The following is a 16,398-nucleotide window of genomic DNA, read 5'->3' on the forward strand; positions in this document are numbered from 1 at the left end:
ATGGACGACACTGCCCTTTCCCTCGATATCTGGCTCGTGCGCGTGCTGCGCACGCTGCTGATCGAGCGCAGCGTCACGCAGGCCGCGCTGCGGCTGAACCAGACGCAGCCGGCGATCAGCACGGCGCTGCGGCGGCTGCGCGAGATTCTCGGCGACCCCATCCTCGTGCGCGGCAAGGCCGGCATGGTGCCGACCGAGTACGGCGAGTCACTGCTGCAGCACGCGCAGCGCGTGCTGCGCGACGTCGACTTCGTCGCCACGCCGCACGGCGACTTCGAACCGGCGCGCTCCAAGCGCACCTTCCGCGTGGCCGCGCCCGACTATCTCAACGACTTCTTCATGCCGACGCTGATCGCCTGCTTTCGCGAGGCGGCGCCCTCGGCGCGTCTGGAGATTCTCTCGCTATCGCCCACGCTCGATCATCACGCCGCGCTGGAATCGGGCGAAATCGACATCGTGATCGGCAACTGGCCGAAGCCCGACCCTCACTTCGCGCGTAGCGACCTGTTCACCGACAAAATCGTCTGCATGATGCGCGCCGACCACCCGCTCGCTCGCGCACCGCTCACGCGCGATGCGTATCTCGCGGCGGCGCATCTCGCGCCCACGCCCTATACCGGCGCGAACGCGAGCCCCGTCGACCTGGGCTTCGCGAAAGCGCGCGCCGAAAGGCGCATCGTCGCGACGCTGCCCTACTTCGGGCTCGCGCCCCAGGTGCTGCTGCAGTCGGACCTGATCTTCACGACCACACGCCGCTTCGCGACGCATTACGCGCGGCTCATGCCGATCGCCGTGGCCGAGCCGCCGTTCTCGTTTCCGCGCATTCGCTGCTATCAGTTGTGGCACCCGCAGCCCGACCGGCCAAGCGACATCGACTGGCTGCGCGAGCTGATCGACAAGGTGTCGGCCACGCTCACCGAACCCGCGCGCAAGGCGAAAACGCAAAGCGCCAAGACCGCGCGAAGCGGAAAAAGCGCGAAGGCCGCGGACGGCAAAGATGCAGAGCAAGCCGGTGCGCCATAAGAGAAGACGGCGCAAGCCATCTCTGTTTGAAAAAGCCGGCACTCGCGCCAGCAGTTGACGCGGAAACCAAGATTGCGCCGACCGTTATCGAGGCTCGCCAGAAGGTGCGGGCGGTTCCGGTTCTTCTGGTGTATCGAACGCTTCGCGAACCGCCCGCACGATGGCTCCACCCAGGTTTGCCTCCTCGATGATCGGGAATTCCCTACTCAACTTGCCCGACACGCTCCAGTGATTATCGCGTACCGACCGGATGATCCGGTCGATGTCGGCGTTCGGTCCATCGAGCACCTCCTTCACGAGAAATCTGGCTCGATCCCAGTTGCGGATCAGTTCGGCCTCCTGACGCATCTCCGTACGAATCGTGCGATCGATCAACCCGGCTAGATACTCCACGTGAGCCGTGAGATCCAGATAGCGCCACGTGAATGCGGCGTCGTCGTAGGCGCCGAATGTGAAGTTCGACTTCGCGCCGTCTTCGAACTCGCGATACGCCCCGAAACCCGCGCAGCGCTCGTAACGTTGCATCAGAGGCCTGGACAGGACCTCGAGCACTTGATCGTATGCCGCAAGATGTTGCGCCTTGCTCGTAATGGCAGCCGAAATCGGCAAAACGAAAGGCCGCGGGACCGCGTTGTCGCGCCGCAGAATATCGTTGATCAGGAAACGATGCACTCGACCGTTTCCGTCGGCCAGCGGATGAATGTAGACGAAACCAAACGACACTGCGGCCGCGCGCGCGATCGGGGAAGCGCCCGCCGTGCGCGTCAGGAACGCAGCCAGTCCGTCGAGCATCCCACTAACGTCCTTCCAGTGCGGAGCAATATAATGGATGACATCGCGAAAATGGTCCGTCGCGCCGACGAACACAGGCGATTGTCGCAGACCGAAGTGCTTGAGAGTCGTCAGGTCGCCAATAATTTCCCGCTGTAATCCGGTAAGCGTGCCGAACTCCAGAGGATTGGCCCAAGCACCGATGCGCGTCTCCATGACAGCCGCAAAGCGCTTGATACGGTCCGTCTTGTCCTGCTCGTGCTCGATCTGAAAACTCGCGCGGCTTTCCTTGAGCGTCAGCCAAACCGCACTACGCCGTAGTACATCGGCACCATACTCCACCTGGAGCGCATCGAGTTGAGCCCCACAGTCGTAGTTTTCGGCCTTCCGCGCGATGTCGGTACGCCGCACGGTGACACAGAATTCACGGCTGCCGGGCAGGTTGTCGCGCACGCGCCAACGCGTGTTGTTACCGGGGGCTGTGGCTACGACGTAGTCGGCTGAATCAATCGCGTCGACATAGCCACCGTTGGTCACCGCGGGAACACCGTCGAGCAGGCGGCCCGTGAGCCATTCGTACAGGAAACCAGCACGCCGGGCATACTGGCCAGTACGTTCGGCGAGCACCCAGGCGCGGATTTCCCCTTCGGGAATGACGTTGAACAGCCGGGCAAGCTGCTCCAGAAAAACACCTTCGTGCTTGAGCGCGAACGTCAGGTGGGCAGACAGGGTGTCCGCCGGCCTCATCGCTGCGGTGTATGTTTCCCTGACGGTCCCGTTGTGCCGCGTGGTGCGCCGCGTTGCGCCGATATCGCTCTCAACCGGTTGCGGCTGCACTGGGCGCGCGTTATATCGCTCTGAAAGCCAGCGGTAACCAACCCAGTCCTCCGCCATCGATGCGCCCCTTTAATTTCGATAATCGGCGAATAATTTCGTTAAGAATAGCGCACCTTTCGATAAAAACGCTAAAACCACAGTTCCGACCCGTGGAGTCCAGTCAAAAAAAAAGCACCCCAAGCGCAGGACCGAAGTCCAACGGTTGGGGTGTAGCTCACGGCAGACACTGGATTTTCGGCGCCCACCGTCACATCGACGTCAGGCGGGCGCTCGACATCAAACTCTCGCAAGCATCGGCGTGCTCGCCCGATGTTGTGCATCGCCGAGCGGCGGGCGCATCTGCATGAGTTGCGCGGCCACCGCCACCGCAATCGACGAAGGCGCCTTGTCGACGATGCCCGGCACGCCGATCGGGCAGGTCATCTCGCTCATGTGCTCGCGCGCCACGCCGCGCTCGATCAGACGGCGCTCGAACTTCACGCGCTTGGTCTTCGAGCCGATCAGCCCGAACCACGCGAAATCGCGCCGCCGCATGATGCGCAGCGACAGCTCGAAATCGAGCGCGTGATTGTGCGTCATCACGATGAAGTACGCGCCGGGCGGCGCCTCGTCGACGATCGAGGCGGGTGTGTCGGTCGCCTCGATCTGCACGTTGGGCGGCACTTCATCGGGGAACAGCTCGTCGCGCTCGTCCACCCACTGCACGACACACGGCAGCATGCCGAGCAGCGTCACGAGCGCGTGGCCCACATGGCCCGCGCCGAACAGCACGACGTGCATCGGCCCGTAGTGCGGCACCGGCGTGCCGCGCCGCCCGATCACGACGCGCCCCGTGGCGTCGATCCGTTCGCAATGATTCGTACCGCTCATCATCTTGTGAGACTCCTTCAAAACTGCGCGCTCAAACATGCTCAAGCGCGTTCATTCACGCTCAGGCGCGTGCCATCGCCCGCACCGCGCGCACGCCCTTGAGGATCTCCTCGGCGGTCGCGGGCGCATTCATCGGCGGATTGAAGCGATAGTCGGCCACGCTTGCCACAGCGTCGCGCAGTGCGAAGAACACCGAGAACGGCAGCAGCAGCGGCGGCTCGCCCACGGCCTTCGAGCGATGGATGCTGTCTTCCGCGTTGCGGTTGTTGAAGAGCTTCACGTTGAACTCGATGGGCGTGTCGTTCACGGTCGGGATCTTGTAGGTGGACGGCGCGTGCGTCATGAGCTTGCCGTCCGGCTTCCACCAGAGCTCTTCGGTCGTGAGCCAACCCATGCCCTGAATGAAGCCGCCTTCCACCTGCCCGACGTCGAGCGCGGGGTTCAGCGACGAACCCGCGTCGTACAGCGCATCGGCGCGCAGCACGCGCATCTCGCCCGTGAGCGTGTCGATCACGATCTCGGAAACCGCCGCGCCATAGGCGTAATAGTAGAACGGCCGGCCGCGCAGCGTCTTCTGGTCCCAGTACAGCTTGGGCGTCGCGTAGAAGCCGTCCGACCACAGTTGCACACGCGCGAGATAGGCCTTCGCGATGAGCGCCTCGAACGGCACGATCTCGCTGCCGACGATCACGCAGTCGTTGGCGAAGCGCACATCGGCGACGTTGACGCGGCCCTCGCCCCACGTGTTGACCGCGAGCGCGGCCAGACGCTCGCGCAGCTGGCGCGCCGCATCCTGCGCGGCCTTGCCGTTGAGGTCGGTGCCCGTCGAGGCGGCGGTGGCCGAAGTGTTGGCCACCTTGCTGGTGTCGGTGGCGGTCACGCGCACGCGGCCGAAGTCGATGCCGAGCTCGTGCGCCACGACCTGCGCGACCTTGGTGTTCAGGCCCTGACCCATCTCCGTGCCGCCGTGGTTCACGAGCACGGAACCGTCGGTATAGATATGGACGAGCGCGCCCGCCTGGTTGAAGTGCGTGACGTTGAACGCGATGCCGAACTTCACCGGCGTGAGCGCGATGCCCTTCTTGAGCACGTCGTTGTTCGCATTGAATTCGCGGATCGCGGCACGGCGCGCGCGATAGCCGCTCGTCTGCGCCAGCTCGTCGATGATCTCGTGAATGACGTTGTCTTCAAGCGCCTGGCCGTACGGCGTCTCGTTGTTCTCGGTCTTGCCGTAGAGGTTGCGGCGGCGCACATCGAGCGAATCGAGGCCGAGCGAGCGCGCGACGTCGTCCATGATGTACTCGATCGCGAACGCGCCCTGCGGACCGCCGAAGCCACGGAACGCGGTGTTCGACTGCGTGTTGGTCTTGCCGCAGTAGCCGGCGATGGAGACGTCGGGCAGCCAGTAGGCGTTGTCGAAGTGGCAGACGGCGCGCGTCATCACCGGGCCGGAGAGGTCGGCGGAGAAGCCGCAGCGCGAGGTCATGTCGACCGAAATGCCTTCGATCGTGCCCTGGTCGTCGTAGCCCACTTCATACGTATAGTGGAAATCGTGACGCTTGCCCGTGATCATCATGTCGTCGTCGCGGTCCGGACGCAGCTTCACGGGACACAGGAGCTTCCACGCGGCGAGCGCCGCGCAGCACGCGAACAGGCCCGACTGCGATTCCTTGCCGCCGAAGCCGCCGCCCATGCGCCGGCACTCCACGAGCACGTTGTGCGAGTGCACGCCCAGCACGTGCGCGACCAGATGCTGCATTTCGCTCGGGTGCTGCGTCGAGCACCAGACGTGCATGCCGTCGTCGTCCTTCGGCACCGCGTAGGCGATCTGCCCTTCCAGATAGAACTGCTCCTGGCCGCCCAGCAGCATTTCGCCTTCGTGGCGGTGCGCGGCGCGTGCGGCGCGCGTGGACGCGTCGCCGCGCGCGAGCTTCATCGGCGGCAGCACGTATTGCTCGGCAGCGCGCGCCTGCTGCGCGGTGAGCACCGCGGGCAGCTCTTCGTATTGCACTTCGGCGCGGCGCGCGGCGAGGCGTGCCGTGTCGTGCGTGGTGGCCACCACGATGAACATCGGCTGGCCGACGTACTGCACGACGCCATCGGCGAGAATCGGGTCGTCGTGGATGATGGGGCCGCAGTCGTTCACGCCGGGGATGTCGCCGGCGGTCAGCACGGCCACCACGCCCGGCGTCGCGCGGACCTTGGACAGATCCATCGAGACGATGCGTGCGTGCGACTTCTGCGAAAGGCCGAGCGCTGCGTGCAGCGTGCCCGCCACGTTCGGAATGTCGTCGGTGTAGGTGGCGCGTCCGCTCACGTGCAGATGCGCCGATTCGTGCGCACGCGAGACGTGCACCTGCGCGAAAGGCTCGCGCGCCTTGGCTTCTTCCAGGAACGGTTCGGCTTGCTGGTTCATTGTTTCGATCTCCGTATGTTGTCCGTTTCCTGGTGTATCAAGCCGTTTCTGCCGCGACGGCGCGCACGTTGAGTGCTTGCGGCGCGAGCGGATTGTTCGGCCGCGTTTCCAGCCAGAAGCGATAAAGCGTGTTCTTCGCGGCTTCGAGGCGATAGTCGCTCGTCGCGCGCATGTCGGAGAGCGGCGCGTAGTCGTTCGCCATCGCGATCATGGCCGCCTGCGCGGTGGCTTCGTGCCATTGCGCGTCGGCGAGCACGCCTTCGGTGTGGGTCGCGCGCTTGGGCGTGGCCGCCATGCCGCCGAACGCGATGCGCGGCTCGCGGATCGTGTCGCCATCGGCGATGAACGAGAACGCTGCGCAAACCGCCGAAATATCGGAGTCGAAGCGCTTCGAAATCTTGTAGGTGCGGAATTTCAGGTTCGCGCGCGCGCCGGTGCGGGTCGGCACCTTCAGCGCGAGCACGAACTCGTGCTCGGCCATGTCCTTCTTCTGGTACGCCAGGTAGAGGTCTTCGAGCGCCATCTCGCGCACCGTGTCGCCGCCGCGCAGCACCACGCGCGCGCCCAGTGCGATCAGGCCCGGCATCGAGTCGCCGATCGGCGAGCCGTTCGCGACGTTGCCGCCGATCGTGCCCGCATTGCGGATCGGCAGCGAAGCGAAGCGCTGCCACATCTCTTCCAGCTCGGGGTAATGCTTTGCGAGCTCCGCGTAGCCACGCTCGACCGTCACGCCCGCGCCGATCTCGATCCACTCGTCGCTTACGTCGATCTGGCGCATCGACTCGACCTGGCCCACGTAGACGATGTCGCCCAGTTGGCGCATCTGCTTCGTGACCCATAGGCCGATGTCGGTGCTGCCCGCGAGAATGCGCGTGTTGGGGCGCGCGGCCTTGATCTCGGCGAACGCGTCGACGGTGCGCGGCGCGTCGTACTGCTGGCCCTTGTGCTCGTAGTGGAACGTCTCGCCGCGCTCGATCGTGGCGAGCGTCTGTGCGAGCGCCTTCACGTCGACGGGCTGCTTCGGCGCGTCGGCCTTGAACATCTGCTCGGCGGCGTCGAGGATCGGGCGATAGCCGGTGCAGCGGCACAGGTTGCCGGTCAGCGCGTTGGCGATCTCGTCGCGCGAGGGCACGCTGCAGGCCGCCTTGCCCGGGCAACCCTGGCCGGAGTGGCCTGCATGCCCGGCCGCGCCGGCGTGCTCATGGCCGTGCTTTTCGTAGAGCGCCCACATCGACATGACGAAACCGGGGGTGCAGAAGCCGCATTGCGAGCCGTGGCAGTCCACCATCGCCTGCTGCACGGGGTGCAGCGAGCCGTCGGGCTGGCGCAGGTCTTCGACGGTGAAGAGCGCCTTGCCGTCGAGCGTGGGCAGGAACTGGATGCAGGCGTTGACGGCCTTGAAGCTCACGCCGCCTTCGGCCGTGCGCTCGCCGACAACGACCGTGCACGCGCCGCAGTCGCCTTCAGCACAGCCCTCCTTGGTGCCGGTACAGCGCGCGTCTTCGCGCAGGTACTGGAGAACGGTGCGGGTGACATCGGCGTCGCTGACTTCGCGAACGGCGTTGCGGTGATAAAAGCGGATCGGCTGCTGACTCATGATTTCTGTCTCGTCGTGTTCTGCGGCTCGCTGGACTGCCCGAGGGGGTCTGCGTGTACCGCGCTTCTGTGGACGGTTCGAAAATTATCACCACCAATATTGAGAACCCATAGGCAGAGGTACATGGGGGATATATCGTTGATGCGATAAATCGTCGGCTTGCGGTTTCGCCGCACTTATGTGTAGTTGGCCGAATCGCACTGCTGAACACCCATTTCGTGCGAATCGGCCAATTCCGGGCCTGAGCCCGTGCACCAAGGAGAGGCAAGCAAGCCGCAGCACGTCCGCCCTGGTGCCGCAAGCGGCTGAAATGCGGCCATCGTCGCTCAATTCCGCTCATTTCCCGCTGAGCACAACACGCCGCGCGCGGTGCGAAAACACACAGAAAATCGCCTGTTCAACCCGTTGGAACACCTTTTCAACATCTGCGGAAGAACCGGTTCCATGGGAGAATCACGGCTTTCCCGCCGTTATCCATCCTCGTTTTCCCCATGTCCGCCGATTCAGCGCCCGAGCGCAACGCCGCGTCGACGACCTTGCAGATCATCCCGGTCGTCTTTTTCACCTTCCTCTGCTACCTGACCATCGGCATTCCGCTCGCCGTCTTGCCGGGCTACGTGCACAACGACCTCGGCTTCAGCACGATCGTGGCCGGCGGGGCGATCAGCGTGCAATACATCGCGACGCTCTGCTCGCGGGCGCTGGCCGGGCGCTCGGCCGATACGCTCGGCCCCAAGAAGACCGTGACGATCGGGATGATCGGCTGTGGCGCGAGCGGCGTGCTGCTGCTGCTCGCGACGCTCGTCGCGCACTGGCCCGCGCTCTCGCTCGCGCTGCTCGTGACGAGCCGCCTGATGCTCGGCTGCGGCGAGAGCCTGTGCGGCACGGGCGCGATTCTCTGGGGCATCGGCCGCGTGGGCACGGCGCACAACGCGCGCGTGATCTCGTGGAACGGCATCGCCACCTATGGCGCGCTCGCCATCGGCGCCCCGCTCGGCGTGGAAATGACGCATTACCTCGGCTTCTGGACGCTCGGCGTTTCGGTGATCGCGCTGGCCGCGCTCGGCTTCTGGCTCGCGCGCCCGATCGCACCGGTGCCGATCGTGCACGGCGAGCGCATGTCGTATCGCAGCGTGCTCACGCGCGTGCTGCCGCACGGCCTCGGCCTCGCGCTCGGGTCGGCGGGCTTCGGCTCGATCGCCACCTTCATCACGCTGTTCTATGCGGCGCGCCACTGGCCCAACGCGGCCTTCTCGCTCACGCTGTTCGGGCTGATGTTTATCGGCGCGCGTCTGCTCTTCGCGAACACGATCAAGACGTTCGGCGGTTTTCGTGTGGCGATTGCCTCGTTTTCGTGCGAATGCGTCGGTCTCTTGCTGCTGTGGCTCGCGCCCACGCCGCATGTCGCGCTGGTGGGCGCGGCGCTCACGGGCTTCGGCTTCGCGCTGGTCTTCCCGGCGCTGGGCGTGGAGGCAGTCGGTCTCGTGCCGGCGGCGAGCCGCGGCGCGGCGCTCTCGGCCTATTCCGTGTTTCTCGACCTCTCGCTCGGCATCACCGGGCCGCTCGCGGGCTATGTCGCGAATCTGTTCGGCTATGGGTCGGTGTATCTGTTCGCGGCGATCGCGGCTGCGGCGGCTGTGGCGCTGTCGGTCTCGCTGCATCGCAAGAGCGTGCGTAACGCCGCGCAAGGCGGCACCGTCGCCTCAAAGGCGGAATAAGCGCGCGGAAATAAACAAAACCGCACCCGACTCTTTGCGGCGGGTGCGGTTTTTTTGTGCCTCGCGGCGGCCCGAAGGTCAACTACAACTCAATGGCCAAACGAGTACCGCCTGGTCATCCTCACTTCTTCACGGCGTTCGGATCGAGGTTCTTGCCCGTGGCCTCGTTATAGCGCTGCACGTATTCCTCGCTGAGCTTGCGCATCGCGCGCCCGATCTTGCGGTAATCCGCTTCGTTCAGGTTCGCGAGCGACACGCGGCCCGAGGGATGAGGCGTACCGAAGCCCTTGCCCGGCAGGAGCACGACGCGCGCCTCGCTCGCGAGACGGAACAGCAGTTCGTTGGGCTGAACCTGCTTGAGCAGCCAGTCGACGAATTCACGGCCGAAGCGCTTCTCGCCCAGATACTCCATGTCGATAATCGTGTAGTAGTCGACCTGATTGGGGTCGCCCTCGTCGACGGCAATGCCCATCTCCTCGTAGAGCGCGCGCTTGCGGCTGCGGATCAGGCGCTTGAGCGCATTCTTGTAGGCATCGGGCGTATCCATCAGCGAGAACAGCGAGAACAGCACCATCTGCACCTGCTGCGGCGTCGAGAGACCCGCCGTGTGGTTGAGCGCGACGGTGCGGCTGTCCGCCACCAGACGGTCGATGAACTTGAGCTTGTCCGGCTCCGTCGTGATCGACTCGTAGCGATGATGCAGCTCCTTCTTCTGCTCCTTCGGGAGCTTCGCGAGTGCGGCGTCGAGCACGTTCTCGCGATGCGTCGCGATCGCGCCCAGACGCCAGCCCGTCGCACCGAAGTACTTCGAATAGGAGTACACGAGAATCGTGTTCTTCGGCGCCAGTGCGAAGAGCGAAACGAAGTTATCGGCGAAGGTGCCGTAGACGTCATCGGTGAGCAGGATGAGGTCCGGGCGCTCCTTCACGATCTCGGCGATGTATTCGAGGCTGGCGTCGTCGATCTTGACCGAAGGCGGGTTGCTCGGATTGACGAGGAAGAATGCCTTGATCTTCGGGTCGCGCAGCTTGTCGAGCTCCTTCTTCGAGTACTGCCAGTTGTTCTCGACGGTCGCGTTCAGATGCACGACGTTGAGCTCGTAATCGTTGAGCTCGGGAATCTCGATGTAGGGGGTGAAGATCGGCATGCCGAGCGCGATCGTGTCGCCCTTCTTGATCAGGAAGTTCTCGCGCATCGTGTTGAAGATGTACGTCATGGCCGCGGTGCCGCCCTCCACCGCGAACACGTCCATCTCGCCCACGAACGGATGCTTGCCGATCATCTCGCGGCGCAGGTACTGGCCGACAATGATCTCGGAGAGCTTGAGCATGCGGTCCGGCACCGGGTAGTTGCAGGCCAGGATGCCTTCGCACATTTCGTAGAGGAAATCGCCCGCCGAAAGGCCCATCTGGTCGCGCACATACGACACGGCGCCCGCCAGGAATTCGATGCCGGGCTGGCCCTTGTTCTCACGCACGAACAGGTCGAAGCGCTCGACGATGCCCGCGCGCTGCGGGAAGCCGCCCACGCCCTCGGGCATATACGCAAAGGAGCGCTCGGACTCGCGCATGGCGAAGAGACCCAGTTGCCAGAAACCGTGACGCGGAATCGTGGCGAGAAAGTTGGGATTGCCGCGGCCGGCATTGAGCATCGAGAAGTTGGCCGGACGCTCGGTTGCGCCGCCGCCAGCCGCCTTGATCAGCTCGTCCTTGAGCTCGAACGGGCTCAGTGCGTCGAGGCCTGCCTTGCCCTTCGAGTCGTTGCCTTTACCTTTTGCCATGATGCTCTCCATTGGAAGACGTTGGGCGTGCCGCCCATGCTTGCGTTTGACGCCTTGCGCGCAAGCGGCACGCGGTTTCGACAGATCGATGCGCTCGGGCCTGCGCCACTCCATCCCACCTGCGCGGCCCGTTTGACTTCATGTCATGCGAGACCGACCACGAGCGGCCCGAGCAGCGTGAGCAGCACGTTGGCGATCGCATAGGTGATGGCGAACGGCACCGTGGGCACGGCGCTCTCGGCCTTGTCGAGAATGCCGCCGAAGGCCGGGTTCGCACTGCGTGCGCCGGACAGCGCGCCCGCGAGAATCGCCGCGTTGTTGTACTTGAGCACGTAGCGGCCAAACAGCATCGTGAGGAACAGCGGCACGAGGGTCACGACCACGCCGAGCAGGAAGATCGTGATGCCGCTCTGCTTGATCGTCACCACGGCCTGGAGCCCGGAATTCAGCCCCACCACTGCGACGAACGCCGCGAGACCGAAATCCTTGAGCAGTTGCGAAGCCGCCGTCGGCATCACGCCGTACATCGGATGCTTGCCGCGCATCCAGCCGAACACCAGACCCGCGAGCAGGCAGCCGCCGCCCGAGCCGAGCGTGAGCGGAATGCCTGCCACGTTGATGACGATGAGACCGATCAGCAGACCGAGCACGAGGCCCACGCCCATGTAGATGAAGTCGGTCTTGTTGCTGTACGGGAGCTCGTAGCCGGCCGCCGCGACGGCCCGCTTGGTGTCGGTCGAGGTGCCGTAGACGGTCACCACGTCGCCGTGCTCCAGCTTCGTGCCCGGCAGGACCGGCACGGGCTGCCCCGCGCGCTCGATCTTCTCGATGTACACGCCGTGGCGCTGATCGCGGTCGACGTTCTTGCGCACTTCGGCGATCGTCGTGTGATTCATGCCCTTCGCCGTGAACACCACCTGGCGCGTCTGCATCACGAGGCTCATGCCGCCCGAGTCCGGCATTTCCGGCCCGATCAGCGCGCCCACTTCGACCATCTGCTCGCGGCGGCCGACCACGAGCACGAGGTCATCGCGGCTCAGCACGAAATCGGGCGTGGGATCGACGAGCTTGCCCGCGCGGCGGACCTTCTCGATGGCGACGAGATCCTTCTCGGCCACTTCAATCTGCTTGACGGTCTTGCCTGCTGCCGCTTCAACCTGGAACACGCGGCCGAACAGGTCCGGCAGCGCCGAAATCTGCCCCGGACCCGCCGCGGCGTCGCCGCCGGACATCTCGCGCTCGGCGTCCTTGGAGGCGTCCTTGAGGCTGCGGCCCATGAACTTCGGCAGGATGTTCACGCAGACGATGATCGCGCCAAGCGAGCCGAACACATAGGTCACCGCGTAGCCAACCGCGACATTGGCCTGCATGGCCTTCACCTGGTCGGCCGGCAAGCCCAGGCGCGCAATGGCGTCGCCCGCCGTGCCGATGATCGCCGATTGCGTCATGCCGCCCGCGGCGAGGCCGGCGGCCAGGCCCTTGTCGAGGTGAAAGAGCTTGGCGCAGACGAGCACGGTGACGAGACCCGAGACGGCCATGAACACGGCCATGGCGATCTCGCGCAGCGTCTTGCGGTTGAGCGAGTTGAAAAAGCCCGGCCCGGAGTCGTAGCCCACGGCATAAATGAAGACCGCGAACATCACCGCCTTCACGCCATTGTCGACCGTCACGCCGACCTGACTGATCACGACGGCGGCGATCAGCGACCCGCCTACGCCGCCTAGCTGGAACTTGCCGAAGTTGATCTGGCCGATCCAGTAGCCGACCGCCAGGGAGAGAAATAAGGCGATTTCCGGAGATTTGTGAAAGATGTCATGTAGCCATTCCATCGTGCCCTCGCATGGTAGAAGTAACTGCTTGCTGCCGTTGAAGTTGGACGGCCAGTTGGACGGCCAGTCGGACGGCCTGATGAAAGCGCGCCAATGTGTTGTGATATCGCGGCCGTCATCGACCGCGGACGGGTTCGGCGCGCGCGATGTCGGCTAACACGGCGTGCGCCACTGCTCAAATAACAATCAGCCGAATTTCGTCGCGAGGCCGACCACCACGGGCCCCATGAGCGGCAACAGAATGTTTGAAAGCGCGTAGGTGATCGTGTAACCGATCACCGGCGTCGAATTGCCGGTCACGCCCACGAGCGCACTGATCGCCGGCGTGCTGCACTGCTGGCCTGCAATCGCGCCAAGCAGCATCGGCGCTTCGAGCTTGAGGAACATGCGCCCGATCCACAGCGAGAGCAGGCCCGGAATCAGCACCATCAGGATGCCGGCGAGTGGCAGCGCGAGACCGTATTCGCGCACGAGCTTGATGGCGTCCGGTCCCGCCGAGAGGCCCACGGCGGCGATGAAGGTCGCGAGGCCGAAGTCCTTGAGCACCTGCGCCGCAGCCGAGGGCAGCGAGCCGACCACGGGAAAATGCGAGCGCAGCCAGCCGAAGAAGAGGCCCGAGAGCAGACAGCCGCCACCCGTGCCGAGCTCGAGCGCCACGCCGCCTACCCTCACGCCGAAACGGCCGATCATCATGCCCACGAGCACGCCCAGGCCGAGGTAGACGAAGTCGGTCTTCTGGGTCTGCTGGATCACGTAGCCGAGGCGCTGCGCGCCGCGCGCGACGTCCGCGGGCGAGCCGATCAGCGTGAGCACGTCGCCGCGATGCACCACGGTGCCGGGCAGCGCGGGCACGGTGGTGTCGAGCCGCGTGATCGCGCCCACGTAGATGCCGCGCCCCGCTTCCGGGTCGGCACGCTCGCGCATCTGCGCAAGCGTGAGGCCGTTGGCTTCGCGGCGCGTGAGCATCACGTCCGTGCGCTGCGCGAAGAGCTTCACGAAGCCCTCGCCCGAGACTTCGGCGCCCAGACTGCCCGCCGCCTCCACCACGGCCTCGCGCCGCCCGCCGATGAACACGATGTCGCCCGTCTGCAGCACGAACTGCGCGTCCGTATGGATCTGGCGCTGCTCGCGCAGGACCTGTTCGACCGTGATGTTGTTGCCAAAGCGCGCCTCGAACGCCGAGACCTGGGTGCCCGCGGCCGGTCCGACCTCGAACGCGCGGCCCTCGAGCGGCGGCAGCGCGAGCCGCTGGCCGTCGTCGAGCACGCCGTCGCCGCCGAGCTTGCGAAAGAGGCGCGCGGCCTCCTCGCGCACGTTCACGCGCATGAGGATGGGCCCAATCTGGCTCGTGAACAGCACGATGGTGATCAGGCCAAACAGGTAGCTCACGCTATAGGCGGTCACCACGTGCGCCTGCAGCGTGCTCACCTGGGCGTCGCTCAAGCCGAGCTTCGCGATGGCCTCCGAGGCCGTGCCGATCACGGCCGACTCGGTGGCGGCGCCCGCCAGCAACCCGGCAGCCGTGCCCGCGTCGAGCTTCATCGTGACCACTGCGATCATGATGAGCGTCATGACCGAGACGATTTCGACGATCGACAGGAGTCCGTAGCGCCAGCCGCGCCCGACGTTCGCGAAGAACTGCGGGCCGCCCGTGAAGCCGAGCGCGAAGATGAACAGCGCAAAGGCGACGTTCTTGAGATCGGGCGAGATGCGCGCGCCCGTCTGGCCCAGCACGAGCGCGACGATCAGCGTGCCGCACACGCCGCCGAGCGAAATCGGCCCAAAGCGGATTGAACCGATCAAATAACCGAGCGCGAGGCTGACAAACAGGGCAATCTCGGGCTGCGACTTCAGCAATTCGACGATCATGTCTGGTCTGCCGATTTACGTTTTAGTTTTCAGAGAAAAGCATAAAAAAACATGCTCACTGCACGCACATCTTTATCCCGATGCTTCGTGACATTTTGGCGCAATGCGAAAAAAACCAGCAAATCCAAATCAAAGTCGCGCGGAAAATGTTAAGCGATGCTGCAACAAAGCTTTCAATTCGTTGAAAACAAACGTTCTGGAACAACCAAAGGCAAAGCCCCGCCAGACGGGCATTCCTCACGAAGCACACCATACAGGAAAAGCGCGCCGCGCATCGCTTGCGCGCCGTTGAATCACACAATTGACTTCAATTGCACGCCGCATTGCCCAATACCCTTACGCATTGCCCAATACCCTTAGTCATTGCCCAATACCCTTACCACCTGGAAATTCAACCTTTACAACACTGAAACAACGACATCGATTGAGATAGATATTGCAATTCCTGACGACTGTCAATATTATTTTCTGGCTAATATCGCGGTCACGACGTCGCAGCAAGCGTGCTCCATCGGCAATCGATACAGCCGCAATGTCGAACAGAACGCCCCTTAACCCGGTAAATGCAGCGAGCATACGAGGCGAAATTCGATGAATCAAATACACGCCATGCGCGTCTTCGTCAGGGTTGCGGAATCGCAAAGCTTTCGCCGGGCCGCGCAACAACTCGACGTCTCGAACGCACTTGTCACCCGTGCGGTCGCCATGCTCGAAGCGCACCTCAGTACGCGGCTCATCAACCGCACCACGCGTAATCTTTCGCTCACCGAAGCGGGCCTTCGCTATCTCGAGGGCTGCCGCAGCGTGCTCGAGGAACTCGACCACCTCGAAAACGCGCTCGCGCACACCGAGCGCGAGCCGGGCGGCACGTTGCGCGTGGCGGCGGCCAGCACGCTGTCGCTCGTCACGCTCACGCCGCTCATCGACGGCTATCGGCGACGCTATCCGCACGTGAACGTGCACCTCACGCTCGCCGAGCGGCAAATCGATCTCGTCGAGGACCGGTTCGACGTGGGTATCGTCGCGGCCCAGCCCGCGCGCAATGGCCGCAACGACGACATGGAGATCATCGAGCAAGCGCTCGGCGTGGCAACGTTCGTGCCATGCGCCTCGCCCGCCTGGATCGCCGAGCACGGCGAACCCGCCACGCCCGCGCAGCTCGCGCGCCACGCCGCGGTGACCTTGCCCCCCGAAGAGCGCAGTGTCAGCTGGCAGTTCGCGAAGCCTGGCGAGCAAGCGCAGCAGATCACGCTGCGCCCCGCCTACGCGGTGAACAACATGCTGATGGTGCGGCACGCCGCGCTCGCGGGCATGGGTGTGGCGGTCGTGCCGGCGTCGCTCGTCGCCGACGACTTCGCCGCCGGCACGCTGATCCGCCTGTTGCCCGACTACGAGATCGACGACCCCGAGGCCCACATGTCGATCGTCTATCCGAACCGCCAGTATCTGCCCGCAAAAACGCTGCGTTTCGTCGATTACGCCGTCGAGCATTTCCAGTGTGCAAGCGATGGCGGCGGCAGAACGACGGTCCCGCCTGGTGCAGCTCTTGCGGCCAGCCCAGCGGTGCTGCTGCCGATCGGCGGCGCGCTCGGCAGCAGCCCGGCGCTGCATGCGATGAACGGCAGCTGAAAGCCGGCTGAGCACCAATCAGGCATCAACCCGGAATCATCACCCAGGCACAAGCCGGC

The 16,398-nt window shown here is 64.6% G+C and carries 10 protein-coding genes; 3 read left to right on the forward strand and 7 right to left on the reverse strand.

Annotation, left to right across the window (positions count from 1 at the left end):
- Window positions 1-1,023 carry a LysR family transcriptional regulator gene (locus tag E1956_RS00005; protein WP_134746309.1) on the forward strand — a complete coding sequence of 341 codons (1,023 nt, stop codon included), beginning with the start codon at window positions 1-3 and terminating at the stop codon, window positions 1,021-1,023.
- 84 nt (window positions 1,024-1,107) lie between these two features.
- On the opposite strand, the gene E1956_RS00010 is transcribed toward E1956_RS00005, so the two are convergent.
- From E1956_RS00010 to xdhA, 4 genes are all read right to left on the reverse strand, one after another.
- Entirely contained in the window at window positions 1,108-2,688 is a 1,581-nt protein-coding gene (locus E1956_RS00010; protein WP_134746311.1) for a Fic family protein, read from the reverse strand.
- A 219-nt stretch (window positions 2,689-2,907) separates the two neighbouring features.
- A complete protein-coding gene (gene xdhC / locus E1956_RS00015; RefSeq protein ID WP_232071191.1) occupies window positions 2,908-3,504 on the reverse strand; it encodes a xanthine dehydrogenase accessory protein XdhC in 597 nt (198 codons plus the stop codon).
- A gap of 58 nt (window positions 3,505-3,562) precedes the next feature.
- Window positions 3,563-5,917: a xanthine dehydrogenase molybdopterin binding subunit gene (gene xdhB, locus E1956_RS00020; RefSeq protein ID WP_134746313.1), complete on the reverse strand. Its 2,355-nt coding sequence runs from the start codon at window positions 5,915-5,917 to the stop codon at window positions 3,563-3,565.
- 37 nt (window positions 5,918-5,954) lie between these two features.
- Complete coding sequence (xdhA, locus tag E1956_RS00025) at window positions 5,955-7,514, reverse strand: xanthine dehydrogenase small subunit (protein WP_134746315.1); 1,560 nt, start codon at window positions 7,512-7,514, stop codon at window positions 5,955-5,957.
- Window positions 7,515-8,005: 491 nt separating this feature from the next.
- Here xdhA and E1956_RS00030 point away from each other — a divergent pair, with 491 nt between their 5' ends.
- Window positions 8,006-9,232: an MFS transporter gene (locus tag E1956_RS00030; RefSeq protein ID WP_134746317.1), complete on the forward strand. Its 1,227-nt coding sequence runs from the start codon at window positions 8,006-8,008 to the stop codon at window positions 9,230-9,232.
- Window positions 9,233-9,353: 121 nt separating this feature from the next.
- On the opposite strand, the gene E1956_RS00035 is transcribed toward E1956_RS00030, so the two are convergent.
- The 3 genes from E1956_RS00035 to aspT (E1956_RS00045) form a co-directional block, all read right to left on the reverse strand.
- Window positions 9,354-11,012: a bifunctional aspartate transaminase/aspartate 4-decarboxylase gene (locus tag E1956_RS00035; protein WP_134746319.1), complete on the reverse strand. Its 1,659-nt coding sequence runs from the start codon at window positions 11,010-11,012 to the stop codon at window positions 9,354-9,356.
- 143 nt (window positions 11,013-11,155) lie between these two features.
- A complete protein-coding gene (gene aspT, locus E1956_RS00040) occupies window positions 11,156-12,841 on the reverse strand; it encodes an aspartate-alanine antiporter (RefSeq protein ID WP_134746321.1) in 1,686 nt (561 codons plus the stop codon).
- 186 nt (window positions 12,842-13,027) lie between these two features.
- On the reverse strand, window positions 13,028-14,710 hold the full coding sequence (gene aspT / locus E1956_RS00045; RefSeq protein ID WP_134746323.1) for an aspartate-alanine antiporter: 1,683 nt from the start codon (window positions 14,708-14,710) through the stop codon (window positions 13,028-13,030).
- A gap of 591 nt (window positions 14,711-15,301) precedes the next feature.
- Between aspT (E1956_RS00045) and E1956_RS00050 the strand changes: the two genes are divergently transcribed.
- Window positions 15,302-16,339, forward strand: a complete 1,038-nt coding sequence (locus E1956_RS00050; protein WP_134746325.1) for a LysR family transcriptional regulator — start codon at window positions 15,302-15,304, stop codon at window positions 16,337-16,339.
- Window positions 16,340-16,398 lie beyond the last annotated feature (59 nt).

The sequence above is a fragment of the Paraburkholderia pallida genome (genome assembly GCF_004524855.1).
Taxonomy (GTDB): Bacteria; Pseudomonadota; Gammaproteobacteria; order Burkholderiales; family Burkholderiaceae; genus Paraburkholderia; species Paraburkholderia oxyphila.